The following is a 13,946-nucleotide window of genomic DNA, read 5'->3' on the forward strand; positions in this document are numbered from 1 at the left end:
TTATCGGCGTTGGCTTTCGGGCCGCGCGGCGTGTGCGCCGCGCGGCCCTCGGAGGGTCTACTGCTCGGCGGCGAGGAGGGTCTCGGCCTCGGTGAAGAGCAGATCGGCGGCTTCGGCCGGAGTCATCGCCGCGTACTGGACCTGCTGGTAGATCTCAAGGAACTTGGCCTCGATCGCGCCGGTGGCGGCCGGCGGGGCGGGCGGCGGGGTGGTGAGGTACTGCGAGACGCTGGCCTCGTAGTCGAGGACGGCCTGTGCGTACTCGTCCAGCTCCACGTTCTCCAGCCCCACGTTGGTGGCCGGGATGCCGCGGTTGGTGCCGAGGATCGCGATCGCCTCGGGGTCGCCGAGGAAGAAGTCGATGAACTTGGCGGCGGCCTCGGCCTGCTCGGTGGTCGCCGAGATGACCAGCTGCATGGAGGGCTTCAGGTAGAGGCCGAGGTTGGCCGGGTCGACCGTCGGCGGGGCCGCCAGCGCCAGGGTGCCGCCGTTCTCGGCGACCGTGGGCGCGAGGCCGGGCATGAAGTTGTCCCAGCTGATCTCGGAGCCGAGGACGTCTTGGACGAGGCCGTCTTCAGTCCATTCGATGGTGGTCTCGACGGGCGGGACGAGTCCGGCCTCGTAGAGGTCGGCGGTGCTGGTCCACCATTCGGCGAGTTCTTCCTTGGTGAAGTTGAGGGCCTTGCCGTCCTCGGTGTAGAACGAGCCGCCCTGCTGGCGCAGCCACAGCTCCATGAAGTGGTACTGCCCGGCCCAGTCGCCGCCGCCCCACTTGCCGTCGCCGAGGGCGGGGGTGAGGGTGGTGATGGCGGCCTTGTAGTCGTCCCAGCTCTGGCCTGCGGCGGGCGCGTCGATGCCGTTGGCCTCGAACCAGTCGGCCCGGTAGAGCAGGCCGAGGGTGTTGCCCGCGGCGGGGACGGCGACGAGGGTGCCGTCGAGCTTGGCGGTCTCCAGGAAGCCCTCGCGGAAGTCGTCGGTCTTGACGACGCCTTCGAGGGGCAGGAGCATTCCGGAGCCGCCGAACTGGCGCAGGCGCGAGTAGTCCATCTGGAAGACGTCGGGCAGGTCGCGGGAGGCCATGCGGCCCGCGAGGCCCTCCCAGTAGGTCGGGAAGTCGGCGAAGTTCGCCTTGACCTTGATGCCGACGTTCTTCTCCTCGAAGAGGGCGATGACGTCCTGGGTGAGGCCGGCGCGGGTGTCGTCGCCCCACCATTCGAAGCTGATCTCGATGGGGTCGTCGGCGGTCCCGGCGGGCCCGTCGTCGTCGCCGCAGGCCGCGGCGGCGGCGAGGACGGCGGCGGCTGAGGCGCCCGTGAGGAGGGATCGGCGCCGCAGGCGGTGAGGGTGGCTGATCATCGTTGATTGCTCCTTCTGAATTGAGGGGTCCCGCCGGGGCGGGCCTTCGGGATCTATTGAGTTCGCCCCGACAGTCGTCGGGTGGCTTGCTCCCAGGGGGCTTGCGTCCCTTGGGGTTCGTGGCGCCGTGGCCGCGCCGAGGCGCGGGCCGCGGCGCGGCGCGGCTCTGGTCCGGGGCCGATGAGGCCGAGGGCCTGGGCCTGGACGAGGGCGTTGCCGAGGGCTGTGGCCTCGTCGGGTCCGGCGAGCACGGGGCGGCCGGTGGCGTCGGCGGTGAGCTGGCAGAGGAGGGTGTTCTTGGACCCCCCGCCGACGATGTGAACGGTATCAACCGGGTCGCCGGTGAGGGCTTCGAGCGCGTCGATCGCGCGCCGGTGCGCGAGCGCGAGGGAGTCGAGGACGCACGCGGCGACCTGGGCGGGGGTCTCAGGGACGGGCTGGCCGGTCTCGGCGCAGTAGGCGCGGATGCGCTCGGGCATGTCGCCGGGGTCGGCGAAGCGGGGGTCGTCGGGGTCGACGACCGAGCGCAGGCGCTCCTCCGCGGCGGCGGCGTCGAGGAGGCCCGCGAGGTCGATGTCGTGGCCTTCGCGGCGCCAGGTGTCGACGGACTCTGACAGGAGCCAGAGCCCGGCGACGTTGCGCAGGAACCGGATCGTGCCGTCGGCGCCGCGCTCGTTGGTGAACCCGGCGGCGAGGGCCTCGGGGGTGGCGATCGGGGTGTCGCGTTCGGTGCCGACGAGGGACCAGGTGCCGCAGGAGATGTAGGCGGCGCGGTCGCTCTCGTAGGGGACGGCGGCAACGGCGGCGGCGGTGTCGTGGCTGGCGGTCGCGATCACCCGGGTGGTGCCGGCGAGGCCGGTGGCCGCGGCGATCTCGGGGAGGATCGGGCCGAGGACGGTGCCGGTGGGGGTGACCGGGCCGAGCACACTGCTGAAGTAGGTCGCCAGGTCGTCGGCCCAGCTGCCGTCCGCGAGGTCGATCAGTCCGGTGGTCGAGGCGTTGGTGGCCTCGCACGACAGCTCGCCGCTGAGCCAGTAGGCGATCAGGTCCGGGATGAGCAGCAGGCGGTGCGCCGACGGGCGCAGCCGGTTCGCGAGTTCGGCTTCGAGCTGGAAGACCGTGTTGAACGGCTGCGGCTGGATGCCGGTCCGCTCGAACAGCTCGGCCTCGCTCACCGAAGCCAGCACTTCGGCCTTGGCCTTGGCGTTGCGGGCGTCGCGGTAGCAGAGCGGGTTGCCCAGCAGGTGCCCGTCTGCGTCCACGAGTCCGTAGTCCACGGCCCAGGAGTCGACGCCGATGGACGCGGCGTCGCCGACGGCGCGGAGGCCGTCGAGGACGCCGGACCACAGGCCGAGCACGTCCCAGTAGAGGCGGCCGCGGACCTGGACGGCGCGGTTGGGGAACCGGGCGGCCTCGGTGAGGCGCACCTGGTTCCCCTCGACATGCGCGGCCATGACGCGCCCGGAGGACGCGCCGAGGTCGACCGCTGCCAGGACCGTCATCTCAGGAAGCCCTGCGGGTTGCCCGAGTCCACGGGGATGTGGACGCCGGTGGTGAGGCCGAGGTCGGGGCCGACGAGCGCGTAGACGGCGTCGGCGACCGAGGACGGGAGCACCTCGCGCTTGAGGAGGGTCCGGCCCGCGTAGTACTGGCCGAGGTCCTCTTCCTTGACACCGTAGACCGCCGCTCGCTTGGCGCCCCAGCCCCCGGCGAAGATCCCGGAGCCGCGCACGACCCCGTCGGGGTTGACGCCGTTGACGCGGATGCCGTGCTCCCCCAGCTCGGCGGCGAGGAGCCGCACCTGGTGGGCCTGGTCCGCTTTCGTGGCGGAGTACGCGATGTTGTTGGGGCCGGCGAACACCGAGTTCTTGGAGGCGATGTAGACGATGTCGCCGCCGAGGCCCTGGGCGATCATGACCCGGGCGGCCTCGCGGGAGACCAGGAACGAGCCCTTCGCCATGACGTCGTGCTGGAGGTCCCAGTCCGCGGCCGTGGTGTCGAGCAGCGGCTTGGACAGGGAGAGCCCGGCGTTGTTGACGACGAGGTCGACGCCGCCGAACGCGAGCGCGGCCGCGTCCAGTGCGGACGTGATCGCGCTTTCATCGGTGACGTTGCAGGACACTCCGACAGCGACGTCGGCCGAGCCGATCTCGGCGGCCGTGGCGGCGGCCTTCTCGGCGTCGAGGTCGGCGATGACGACGCACGCGCCTTCGGCCGCGAGGCGTTCGGCGGTGGCCTTGCCGATGCCCCCGGCCGCGCCGGTCACGAGCGCGACGCGCCCGGCGAGCGGCTTGGGCTCGGGGCGGCGCTGCAGCTTGGCCTCTTCGAGGGACCAGTACTCGATGCGGAACTTCTCGGACTCGGCGATCGGCTCGTAGGAGGAGACCGACTCGGCGCCGCGCATCACGTTGATCGCGTTGACGTAGAACTCGCCCGCGACGCGCGCGGTCTGCTTGTCGGCGCCGAAGGAGAACATGCCGACGCCGGGGACCAGGACGATCGCCGGGTCCGCGCCGCGGATCGCCGGGGACTGCGCGGTGGCGAAGCGCTCGTAGTAGGCGCGGTAGTCCTCGCGGTAGGCCGCGTGGCGGTCCTGGAGCTGCGCGATCACCTCGTCCAGCGGGGCGTCGGCGGCGGTCTCCACGACGAGCGGGCGGACCTTGGTGCGCAGGAAGTGGTCCGGGCAGGAGGTGCCCAGGGCCGCGAGCTCCGGCATCCGCTCCGAGGCGAGGAAGTCGAGGACTTCGGGCGCGTCAGTGAAGTGGCCGACCTGGCGGTGGTCGGTGGAGGCGAGGCCGCGGACGACGGGCGCGAGCGCGGCGGCCCGGTCCCGGCGCTCGGCCTCGGCGAGCGGGGCCCACCGGGCGACCTTGGCGCCGAACGGGTCCGGCTTGCCGTGCGCGGCCAGGTAGGCCTCGCAGCCGCGGATGATCTCCAGCGAGTTCGCCTCGCACTCCTCGGAGGTGTCGCCCCAGGCGGTGATGCCGTGGCCGCCGAGGACGCACCCGATGGCCTGCGGGTTGGCGTCCTTGATCGCGGCGATGTCCAGGCCCAGTTGGAAGCCGGGGCGACGCCACGGGACCCACACGACGCGGCCCGCGAAGCAGGCTTCGGTGAGCGCGGGCCCGTCGGCCGCGGTGGCGAACGCGATGCCGGAGTCGGGGTGGAGGTGGTCGACGTGCGCGGCGTCCACGAGGCCGTGCATGGCGGTGTCGATGGAGGGGGCCGCTCCTCCCCTGCCGTGGAGGCAGTAGTCGAAGCGCTCGACCATGGCGTCCTCGTCGTCCACGCCGGGGTAGGTGTCCACCATGGCGCGCATGCGGTCCAGGCGCAGCACCGCGAGCCCGGCCGCCTTGAGGGTGCCGAGGTCGCCGCCGGAGCCCTTGACCCACAGGAGCTCGACGTCCTCCCCGGTGACCGGGTCGGTCTCGGCGCCCTTGGCGGAGGTGTTGCCTCCCGCGAAGTTCGTGTTCCGCTTGTCGGCGCCGAGGCGGTTGGAGCGGGCGATCAGGTCAGTGACGGCGGTCATCTATGCGCCCCATCCGGCCTGCGCGCCGCCGACGCGGGCGGCCTTGATCTCCTCGGCGTACCCGGAGGCGGCGTAGGCGGCCATCGGGTCGGCGTCCAGGCCCTTGGCGGCGCGGACCTCGGCCAGGAGCGGGCGCACGTCGGTGTTGTAGGCGTCCATGAGGACCGCGTTCGCGCCGAGCACGTCCCCGGCGCTCTGGGCGGCGGCGAGCGCCTCGCGGTCGACCAGGAGGGCCTTGGCGGTCGCCTCCTGCACGTTCATGATCGAACGGATCTGGCCGGGGATCTTCGGCTCGATGTTGTGGCACTGGTCGAGCATGTACGCGATGCCCGAGGCGGGGAGCAGGACTTCCCGGAGGGTCAGCTCGTGGAGGATGCGGAAGAGCTGGAACGGGTCGGCCGCGCCGACCATGAGGTCGTCGTCGGCGTAGAACCGGGAGTTGAAGTCGAAGCCGCCGAGCTTGCCCTCGCGCAGCAGGAACGCCACGATGAACTCGATGTTCACGCCGGGCGCGTGGTGGCCGGTGTCGATGACGACCTGGGCCTTGGGGCCGAGCTTGAGGCAGTGCGCGTAGGCGGTCCCCCAGTCGGGCACGTCGGTGGTGTAGAACGACGGCTCGAACAGCTTGTATTCGAGCAGGAGCCGCTGGTCGTCGCCGAGGCGGGCGTAGACCTCGGCGAGGCACTCGGCGAGGCGGTCCTGGCGCCCGGCGATGGAGTCCTGGCCGGGGTAGTTGGTGCCGTCGGCGAACCAGAGCTTGAGGTCGGACGAGCCGGTGGCGTCCATGATGTCGACGCATTCGAGCAGGTGGTCCACGGCCTTGCGGCGGACCTTCGCGTCGGGGTGGCAGACCGAGCCGAGCATGTAGTCGTCGTCCTGGAACGTGTTCGAGTTGATCGTGCCGATCCGCACGTCCAGGTCGGCGGCGTGGCGGGCGAGGTCGGCGTAGTCCGCGGTCTTGTCCCACGGGATGTGGAGGGCGACCGACCCGGCCGCGCCGGTGTACTTGTGGACCTGGGCGGCGTCGGCGAGCTTCTCGTACGGGTCGCGCGGCACGCCCTGCTGGGCGAAGACCTTGAAGCGGGTGCCCGAGTTGCCGAACGCCCAGGAGGGCATCTCGATGCTCTGGCCCGCGAGGACCTGCTTGGCGTACGGGGTGCGGTCACTCATTTGCCGGCTCCTTCAGCCGCGGCGTCGGCCGCGGCCAGTTGGGTCTCCAGGTTGAACACTTCGGTGAGGACGTTGAACGCGTCGTCGGCATGGGCGCCGCCGGTGCCCTCGAAGAACGGGGCCATCGACTCCTGCCAGCGGGCGTTGACGTCGGTGCGGGCCATGGCCTCGCGGGCGGCGTCGAAGTCGGGGGTCTCCAGGTAGCCGACGAGGAGGCCGTCCTCGGCCAGGAACAGGGAGTAGTTCGTCCATCCGGTCGCGGCGAGGGCGCGGAGCATGTCGGGCCAGACGGCGGCGTGCCGCTCGCGGTACTCCTCGATGCGGTCGGGCCTGACGCGGAGGGTGAAGCACACGCGGGTGGGCGGCGCAGCGGTCACGGGGTTCCTCCCTGAAGGGTGCGGGGCTCCGGCGTGTGAACGCCGTGTTTTTGAATCGTTTCATGAACGGATTTCGATAAAGTAGAACGCGAAGCAAGCGCTTGTCAAGCCACGGCCGGGAACAAATTCGAGCACGGTTCGGTATATGCTCCTCAAGCTCGCCGTTCATGGTTGAACCGTTTCAATCGGCGGGCCGATGATCCTCCCGCCCCCCGATAGACTCATTGAGGTGACCATGACCACTACCAGTATGAAAGACGTCGCGCGAGCGGCCGGCGTCTCGGTCGGGACGGTCTCCAATGTGCTCAACCGGCCCGAGGCCGTCGCCGAGGAGACCCGCGCCCGCGTGCTCGCCGCCATCGCCGATCTCGGCTACGTGCGCAACGACTCCGCGCGCCAGCTCCGGGCCGGGCGCAGCCGGACCGTGGCCATCGTGGTCCTCGACGTCGCCAACCCGTTCTTCACCGACGTGGTCCGCGGGGCCGAGCCGCTCGTGGAGTCCGCGGGCGGCGTGGTGACCGTGTGCGACTCCGGCGAGGACGTGCGCCGCGAGCGCCGCCACCTGGAGCTGCTGGAGGAGCAGCGGGTCCTCGGACTGCTCATCACCCCCGTGGACGACTCGTCCGCGTCGTGGATCGAGCGGCTCACCGGCCACGACATCCCCGTGGTCCTGGTGGACCGCGGCGCGGGGAGGCACCCGCACTGCTCGGTGGCCGTGGACGACGTCGCGGGCGGTCGCCTGGCCGCGCGCCACCTCGTCGAGCGCGGCCACCGCAAGATCGCGTTCATCGGCGGGCCCTCGGCGATCCCGCAGGTGGCCGACCGGTACGAGGGCTGCCGGGAGGTGTGCGAGGAGTCCGGGACCGAGCTGGAGGTGTTCGCGACCCCGGGCCTGAACTTCCAGGCCGGGCGCGAGGCCGTCGAGGCGATGCTCGGGCGCGAGGACCGGCCCACGGCCGTGTTCTGCGCCAACGACCTCGTGGCGCTCGGCGCGCTCCAGGGCCTGACCATGCACGGCGTGAAGGTGCCGCAGGAGTGCGCGATCGTCGGCTACGACGACATCGACTTCGCCGCGGCCGCCGCCGTCCCGCTGTCCTCGGTGCGCCAGCCGCGGGCCCAGCTCGGGCGCACCGCCGCGCAGCTGCTGTTCGACGAGATCGCCGAGGGCGGGGACCACACGCACCGCAACGTGGTGTTCCAGCCCGAGCTCATCGCGCGGGCCTCGACGGCGCTGGAGCTGTAGGGACCGAACCCCCGGCCCCGGTACTGTACCGGTAAAGCAATCTTTGGTAGCGTCACCGCTACCGGGCCGCAGCGCGCCCGGGTTACCGCTCACTACCGAGCCCTTCCACCGTCCTTCCGGAGGCGATCATGGCCGACCACCACCGCGCACGCATCGAGTTCGATCCCCGCTTCACCGTCGCCGAGGTCCCCGCGCGGCTCTTCGGGTCGTTCGTCGAGCACCTCGGCCGGTGCGTCTACACCGGCATCTACGAGCCCGAGCACCCCACGGCGAACGCCGACGGCCTCCGCGAGGACGTCCTCGAACTCATCCGCGAGCTGGGCCCGACGATGGTCCGCTACCCCGGCGGGAACTTCGTGTCCGGCTACCGGTGGGAGGACGGCACCGGCCCCAAGGAGGACCGGCCCCGCCGCCTCGACCTCGCGTGGGGCACCACCGAGACCAACCAGTTCGGCCTCGGCGAGTTCATGAAGTTCTGCCGCGCCGCCGGCGTCGAGCCGAACATGGCCGTCAACCTCGGCACCCGCGGCCTCCAGGAGGCCCTCGACCTGTTCGAGTACGCCAACCACCCGTCCGGCACCTACTGGTCGGACCTGCGCCGCTCCCACGGCGACGAGGAGCCCTACGGCATCAAGCTGTGGTGCCTGGGCAACGAGATGGACGGCCCCTGGCAGATCGGCCAGCGCACCGCCACCGAGTACGGGCGCATCGCCGACCAGACCGCGCGGTCGCTGCGGTTCATCGACGGCTCCGACGACCTCGACCTGGTCGCGTGCGGCTCGTCCTCGCGCGGCATGCCGTTCTTCGGCGCGTGGGAGAACGAGGTCCTGACGCACACGTACGACTCGGTGGACTTCATCTCCGCGCACGCCTACTACCACCCGCTCGACGGGGACGTCACGAGCTTCATGGCCTCGGCGCAGGACATGGAGCTGTTCATCGACGGGGTCATCGCCACGGCCGACGCGGTGGGCGCGAAGCTCAAGAGCGACAAGAAGATCAACATCTCGTTCGACGAGTGGAACGTGTGGTACCAGACCGCGCCGACCGGCGAGCGGCCCGAGCCGTGGTCGGTGGCGCCGCGCCAGTTGGAGGACTCCTACTCGGCGATGGACGCGGTCGTGTTCGGGTCGCTGCTCATCACGCTGCTGCGCCGCTGCGACCGGGTCACCGCCGCGTGCCTGGCGCAGCTGGTGAACGTGATCGCGCCGATCATGACCGAGCCGGGCGGGCCCGCGTGGCGCCAGACCACGTTCTTCCCGTTCGCGGAGGCCTCGAAGTGGGGCCGCGGGACGGTCCTGAACGTGAACGCCTCCTCCCCCGGGTTCGCGACCGCGAAGTACGGGGAGGTCTCGGCGCTGCACTCGGTCGCGGTGGCGGGCGAAGACGGGTCGGTGACGGTGTTCGCGGTCAACCGGGACCTGGAGACGCCGATGACGCTGGAGATCGACGCGTCGTCGGTGTCGGCCGCGGACGTGACGGTCTCGACGCTGACGGACGAGGACCGGCACGCGAAGAACACGCTCGACGACCAGACGCGCGTCGCCCCCGCGGCGAACGAGAGCGTCGTGGTCAAGGACGGCGTGATCACCGTGGAGCTGCCCGCGATGAGCTGGAACACCATCCGCATCGCTTAGGGACGCAAGGGAGGCCCGGACTCCGGTCCGGGCCTTTCGTCATGCCGGGAGGAGGCCGCGGCCGTCGCGGACCTCGAAGACGAGCTGCGTCTCGGTCTGGCGGACCATCGGGTGGACGGTGATGTGCTCCAGGATGAGGTCGCGCAGGGCCTCGGGCCCGGCGACGGCGACGTGCAGGAGGAAGTCGTCGTCGCCGCCGACGTGGAAGACCGTGAGCACCCCGGGCAGGGTGGTGAGCCGCTCGTAGAGGTGGTGGACGAGTTCGCGGCTGTGGGAGCCGAGGCGGACCTTGACGATCGCGTGGAGGGGGCGGCCGAGGGCCTCGGGGCTGATGCGGGCGCGGATGCCGGTGACGACGCCGGATTCGCGCAGGGCCCGGACGCGGTAGGCGCAGGTGGACTCGGCGACGCCCGCGCGGGAGGCGATGGCGGCGTTGGTCATGCGGCCGTCCTCGGCGAGCGCGGCGAGGATCGCGAGGTCGGTGCCGTCGAGGGGGACGGGTTGCGTTTTCTTCGACCGCAGGTCGGTCATGACGGCTCCTTCCGCAGAATCCGCACGGGTATCGGCCGGTGCCGGTGGTTCGTGCGGCAAGTATTGCAGCAGGTTGGGGATCTGCCTAGAGTCCGGTCATGACTTCGCCGTGGCTGCAACCCGACACGATCGCCGTTCACGCCGGCCGCGAGGACCTCGCCGGACTCGGCGTGCACGCCCTCCCGATCGACCTGTCCACCACCAACCCGCTGCCCGACATCGAGGCGGGCGGCCTCTCGTACGAGGCGATGGCCTCCGGCGGGACGCCGACCCCCGAGGGCGGCAACGTGTACGCGCGGCTGTGGAACCCCACGGTCGCGCGGTTCGAGGCGGCGCTCGCGCAGTTGGAGCGGACCGAGGAGGCCGTGGCGTTCTCCTCGGGGATGGCGGCGATGACCGCGGCGATCCTGGCCGCGACCGCGGGGACCGGGCGGCGGCACGTGCTGGCGGTGCGGCCCCTGTACGGCGGGACCGACCACCTGTTGTCGACGGGCCTGCTGGGGACCGAGACGACGTACTGCGCGGCGGGCGGCGTGGCCGCGGCGCTGCGGCCGGACACGGCGCTGGTGGTCCTGGAGACCCCGGCGAACCCGACGCTGGAGCTGGTCGACATCCGCGCGGTGGTCGAAGCGGCGCAAGGGGTCCCGGTGCTGGTGGACAACACGTTCGCGACGCCGGTGCTCCAGAACCCGGTCGATTTCGGGGCGTCGCTGGTGCTGCACAGCGCCACGAAGTACCTGGGCGGGCACGGCGACGTGATCGCCGGGGTGATCGCGTGCGGGGCCGAGACCGCGGCCGCGCTGCGCCGGGTCCGGGCCGTCACGGGCGGGCTGCTGCACCCCCTCGGCGCTTACCTGCTGCACCGCGGGCTGACGACGCTGCCGGTGCGGGTGCGGGCGCAGCAGGCGGGGGCCGAGCGGGTCGCCTCGTGGCTGCGGGAGCATCCGGCGGTGGCGCGCGTGCACTACCCGAGCGGGGACCCGCTGGTGGGCGTGCAGATGCGCGGGCCGGGCGCGATGATCGCGGTGGACCTGCGCGGGGGCTTCGCGCAGGCGAGGCACGTGACGGGCGCGGTCGCGCTGTTCACGCACGCGGTGTCGCTGGGCGGGGTGGACTCGCTGATCCAGCACCCGGCGGCGCTGACGCACCGGCCCGTGGCGGCCGACGCGAAGCCCGCCGACAGCGTCGTCAGGCTCTCGATCGGCCTCGAATCGCCCGAGGACCTGATCGCGGACCTGGACCGGGCGCTCGCGGCGCACCGCCCGGCCGCGGTCGCTCACAGCGGCAGGGCGTAGCCCAGCTCTTCGGCGGCGACGGACCAGAAGCCGTTCTCGTCGGCCACGGCGGTCGCGTCGGCGGCGGCGAGGCGTTCGAGGAGGGCGTCGGTGAACGCGTCCCCGGGGTCCTCCTCGTCGTCGCTGAACCCCGCGGCGGCGAGGCGTTCGGCCTCGGCGGCGGCCTCTTCGTAGATCGCGGCGCAGGCGTCGAAGGCCTCGCGGCTGGCGTTGACCGGGGACGGCTCGCCGCCCTCGGGCAGGAGCCACACGGTGCCGTCGGCGCGGTCGAGACCGATGGCGCTCAGGCCGGGGTCGACCGCGAGGAGGTCGAAGTCGCGGCCGCCGGTGCAGGCCTGCGGGAGCGGCGGGGTCTGCCACTGCCCGGGGTACGGCAGGCCCGTCACTGCGCGAACTGCTCGATCATGTCGTAGAGCGCCTGCGCGGCTTCGGCTTTGCCGTCCACGGCGGGCGCGTCGGCGGGCAGGCGCCGCCACAGCCATTGGAGCAGCTCCCCCGGCGTCCCGGAGACGGTGGCCTCGGCGCCGGTCGAGACGCCCTCGGCGACGTCGATGCCCGCCGCGGTCACGGCCACGGTCCACTCCCGATCCCCTGCGTCGAGCGCGACTTCGAGGCCGAGGTTCGCGGCGAGGGCGTCGGCGACCCACTCGCGGTAGGCGCGCGAGCCCCACGACAGCATCACGGTCGCCATCTCGTCGATCCCGTCCACGGCGAGGGCCGGGTCGATCGCGGAGACCGGGAGTGCGGCGGCGAGCTCGGCGTCCACGCGGTGGATCACCGTCTCCTGCGCCATGCGCCTGATCCAGAACCCGACGGTCTGGTCGGGCCCGTACCAGGTGTGCGCCAGGCTCTCCGGGCCCCGGTCGTCGAACTCGGCGAGGAGCTCGGCCAGCGCGGCGTCGAACCGCTCGACGGGCGTGCCGGTCCGCTCGATGCCGTCGGCCTCGGCCGGTTCGCGCAGCAGCCGCATCGACTGGATCTTGTGGTCGTAGACCTCGGTGACGTGGTCGAGCAGGTCGCTCGCGGTCCACTCGGGGCAGCTGGGCACCCGGGCCCCGGGGTCGGCCGCTGCCGCGGCGGTGCGCAGGCGCGCGGCCTCGGTGACGAGGTGGGCTTGGAGGTCGGCGAATTCCATGCCCGAATCTTCGCACGCGGGTACGACGGTGTCAGCCGCGGCGGGCGCGCCAGCCCCCGGCGGCGGTGATGTCCTCGCCTTCGGGTGCGTTGGCGACGAAGCCGGTGGCCCAGGTGCCGTCGTCGAGTTCGACCTTGCCGAGGGTCATGGGGGCGGGGAGGGCGGCGAGGAACGCGCCGAGGGCGGCGGGGGCGAGGAGCCAGCGCTCGCCGGGGAGGGAGGCGCCGTCGGCGGCCCTGACGACGAGGGGTTTGGGGGGCGTGGTGTCGAGTTCGTACATGCGGTAGGCGGGGGCGGTGGCGACGGGTCCGGCGAGGCGGGCGCCGAGGGCGGTGAGCTGGTGGTTGAGGGGCATGCCGGTGAGGTGGGCGCCGAAGACGACGAGGTCGGCGGCGGGGGCGAGGAGGGGCGCGGGGGCGTCCTGGTAGCGGGCGGCGAGGTCGATCGCCACCTGGTCGTGGAAGGCGGGGACGATGACGCTGAGGCCGAAGCCCTTGGTGCCTGTGGCCCCGGCGGGGACGGCGACGGCGGCCATGTCGAGGAGGTTGACGAAGTTCGTGTAGGTGCCCATGGCGGCGTTGACGGTGATGGGGTCGGCTTGGACTTCGGCGATGGTGGGGTGGAGGGGCGCGGTGGGCAGCAGGAGGGCGTCGAAGCCGTCGAGGAGGACGGCGGCGCGGGCGCGGGCCGCTCGGAGGCGCTGCTGGTCGGCGACGAGGTCGGCGCCGGTGAACTTGCCTGCGCCCCTGACGATCTCGGCGACGATGGGGTCGGCGTCGGGTCCGGTGATGTGGGTGCCGAACGCGGCGGCGCGTTCGGCGAGGAGCGCGCCTTCGTAGAGGAGCAGTGCGGCGTCCAGGAGCGGTCGCACGTCGATGGGGACGAGTTCGGCGCCCGCGGCGGCGAAGCGGTCCAGCGCGTCCTGCCACAGCGGCCGGAAGTCGGGGTCGAGGGCGGCCAGGTCGGCGTCGAGCGGGACGGCGAGGCGGGGCGCGGGCGGTGCGGCGAGGGGGAGGTCGGCGGGCCAGGGGCGGGAGGCGGGGTCGCGGTCGCTGGGGCCGGTCATGACGCGGAGGGTCTCGGCGGCGAGGGCGAGGTCGGGGGCGAAGACGGTGAGGCAGTCGTAGGAGGGGCAGGCGGGGACGACGCCGTCGACGGGGACGAGGCCGAGGCTGGCCTTGATGCCGGTGAGCCCGTTGAGGGCGGCGGGGACGCGGCCCGATCCGGCGGTGTCGGTGCCGAGCGCGAAGTCCGCGATGCCGAGGGCCACGGCGACGGCGGACCCGGAGGAGGAGCCGCCGGAGATGCGGGCCGGGTCGGCGGCGGCGCGCACGGGCCCGTAGGGGCTGCGGGTGCCGACCAGGCCGGTGGCGAACTGGTCGAGGTTGGTCTTGCCCAGGCAGACCGCCCCGGCCGCGCGGAGGCGGGCGACGGCGGTGGCGTCGCGGTCGGGCGTGTACGCGAAGGACGGGCACGCGGCGGTCGTGGGCAGCCCGGCGACGTCGATGTTGTCCTTGGCGGCGAAGAGGAGCCCGGCGAGGGGCAGGCCCGGGTCGACGGCCGCGGCCTCGGCGAGGACGTCGGCCTTGTCGCGCAGGCTGATCCAGACCTCGGGCCGGTCGACCTCGATGATGCGGGCGTAGGCGGCCTCGACGCGTTGTGCGGTGTTCACT

General features: G+C 72.5%; 12 protein-coding genes. 3 read left to right on the forward strand and 9 right to left on the reverse strand.

The features are described 5' to 3' along the window. Positions 1–57 precede the first annotated feature (57 nt). Genes ACFFXY_RS23635 through ACFFXY_RS23655 form a run of 5 tightly spaced genes read right to left on the reverse strand, consistent with a single transcriptional unit; the run spans position 58 to position 6,432 of the window. Positions 58–1,356, reverse strand: coding sequence for an ABC transporter substrate-binding protein (locus ACFFXY_RS23635; RefSeq protein ID WP_382356445.1), 1,299 nt, complete (start codon positions 1,354–1,356; stop codon positions 58–60). A gap of 53 nt (positions 1,357–1,409) precedes the next feature. Beyond that, entirely contained in the window at positions 1,410–2,858 is a 1,449-nt protein-coding gene (locus ACFFXY_RS23640; RefSeq protein ID WP_382356447.1) for a rhamnulokinase, read from the reverse strand. Continuing rightward, positions 2,855–4,885, reverse strand: coding sequence for a bifunctional aldolase/short-chain dehydrogenase (locus ACFFXY_RS23645; RefSeq protein ID WP_382356449.1), 2,031 nt, complete (start codon positions 4,883–4,885; stop codon positions 2,855–2,857). Before ACFFXY_RS23645 ends, ACFFXY_RS23640 begins: the two co-directional genes overlap by 4 nt. Continuing rightward, positions 4,886–6,055 carry an L-rhamnose isomerase gene (gene rhaI, locus ACFFXY_RS23650; protein ID WP_382356451.1) on the reverse strand — a complete coding sequence of 390 codons (1,170 nt, stop codon included), beginning with the start codon at positions 6,053–6,055 and terminating at the stop codon, positions 4,886–4,888. Next, positions 6,052–6,432 (reverse strand): L-rhamnose mutarotase, encoded by a 381-nt coding sequence (locus tag ACFFXY_RS23655; RefSeq protein WP_382356453.1) that lies wholly within the window; start codon positions 6,430–6,432, stop codon positions 6,052–6,054. The genes rhaI and ACFFXY_RS23655 overlap by 4 nt, the downstream gene beginning before the upstream one ends. Before the next feature lie 235 nt (positions 6,433–6,667). On the opposite strand from ACFFXY_RS23655, the gene ACFFXY_RS23660 reads away from it, so the two are divergent. Both ACFFXY_RS23660 and arfA read left to right on the forward strand, forming a co-directional pair. Continuing rightward, positions 6,668–7,675 (forward strand): LacI family DNA-binding transcriptional regulator, encoded by a 1,008-nt coding sequence (locus tag ACFFXY_RS23660; RefSeq protein ID WP_382356455.1) that lies wholly within the window; start codon positions 6,668–6,670, stop codon positions 7,673–7,675. A gap of 128 nt (positions 7,676–7,803) precedes the next feature. Then, entirely contained in the window at positions 7,804–9,312 is a 1,509-nt protein-coding gene (gene arfA / locus ACFFXY_RS23665; protein ID WP_382356457.1) for an arabinosylfuranosidase ArfA, read from the forward strand. 39 nt (positions 9,313–9,351) lie between these two features. Here arfA and ACFFXY_RS23670 read toward each other — a convergent pair whose 3' ends face one another. Continuing rightward, on the reverse strand, positions 9,352–9,843 hold the full coding sequence (locus tag ACFFXY_RS23670; protein WP_382356459.1) for an Lrp/AsnC family transcriptional regulator: 492 nt from the start codon (positions 9,841–9,843) through the stop codon (positions 9,352–9,354). A gap of 98 nt (positions 9,844–9,941) precedes the next feature. Here ACFFXY_RS23670 and ACFFXY_RS23675 point away from each other — a divergent pair, with 98 nt between their 5' ends. Next, positions 9,942–11,138, forward strand: a complete 1,197-nt coding sequence (locus ACFFXY_RS23675; RefSeq protein ID WP_382356461.1) for a trans-sulfuration enzyme family protein — start codon at positions 9,942–9,944, stop codon at positions 11,136–11,138. Here the strand turns inward: ACFFXY_RS23675 and ACFFXY_RS23680 are convergent. Genes ACFFXY_RS23680 through atzF form a run of 3 tightly spaced genes read right to left on the reverse strand, consistent with a single transcriptional unit; the run spans position 11,120 to position 13,945 of the window. Continuing rightward, a complete protein-coding gene (locus ACFFXY_RS23680; protein ID WP_382356463.1) occupies positions 11,120–11,524 on the reverse strand; it encodes an SUKH-4 family immunity protein in 405 nt (134 codons plus the stop codon). The two genes, ACFFXY_RS23675 and ACFFXY_RS23680, sit on opposite strands and share 19 nt — an antisense overlap. Further along, complete coding sequence (locus ACFFXY_RS23685; protein ID WP_382356465.1) at positions 11,521–12,273, reverse strand: maleylpyruvate isomerase family mycothiol-dependent enzyme; 753 nt, start codon at positions 12,271–12,273, stop codon at positions 11,521–11,523. Before ACFFXY_RS23685 ends, ACFFXY_RS23680 begins: the two co-directional genes overlap by 4 nt. 31 nt (positions 12,274–12,304) lie before the next feature. Then, positions 12,305–13,945, reverse strand: a complete 1,641-nt coding sequence (atzF, locus tag ACFFXY_RS23690) for an allophanate hydrolase (RefSeq protein WP_382356467.1) — start codon at positions 13,943–13,945, stop codon at positions 12,305–12,307. Position 13,946: the final 1 nt, after the last annotated feature.

This window comes from Glycomyces mayteni, from assembly GCF_042428885.1.
Taxonomy (GTDB): domain Bacteria; phylum Actinomycetota; class Actinomycetes; order Mycobacteriales; family Micromonosporaceae; genus Glycomyces; species Glycomyces mayteni.

Coding starts and splice junctions, on each gene's coding strand:
- ACFFXY_RS23645 (WP_382356449.1), bottom strand. CDS start 4,885: ATGACCGCCGTCACTGACCTGATCGCCCGCTCCAACCGCCTCGGCGCC.
- ACFFXY_RS23685 (WP_382356465.1), bottom strand. CDS start 12,273: ATGGAATTCGCCGACCTCCAAGCCCACCTCGTCACCGAGGCCGCGCGC.
- arfA (WP_382356457.1), top strand. CDS start 7,804: ATGGCCGACCACCACCGCGCACGCATCGAGTTCGATCCCCGCTTCACC.
- rhaI (WP_382356451.1), bottom strand. CDS start 6,055: ATGAGTGACCGCACCCCGTACGCCAAGCAGGTCCTCGCGGGCCAGAGC.
- ACFFXY_RS23660 (WP_382356455.1), top strand. CDS start 6,668: ATGACCACTACCAGTATGAAAGACGTCGCGCGAGCGGCCGGCGTCTCG.
- ACFFXY_RS23670 (WP_382356459.1), bottom strand. CDS start 9,843: ATGACCGACCTGCGGTCGAAGAAAACGCAACCCGTCCCCCTCGACGGC.
- ACFFXY_RS23675 (WP_382356461.1), top strand. CDS start 9,942: ATGACTTCGCCGTGGCTGCAACCCGACACGATCGCCGTTCACGCCGGC.
- ACFFXY_RS23635 (WP_382356445.1), bottom strand. CDS start 1,356: ATGATCAGCCACCCTCACCGCCTGCGGCGCCGATCCCTCCTCACGGGC.
- ACFFXY_RS23640 (WP_382356447.1), bottom strand. CDS start 2,858: ATGACGGTCCTGGCAGCGGTCGACCTCGGCGCGTCCTCCGGGCGCGTC.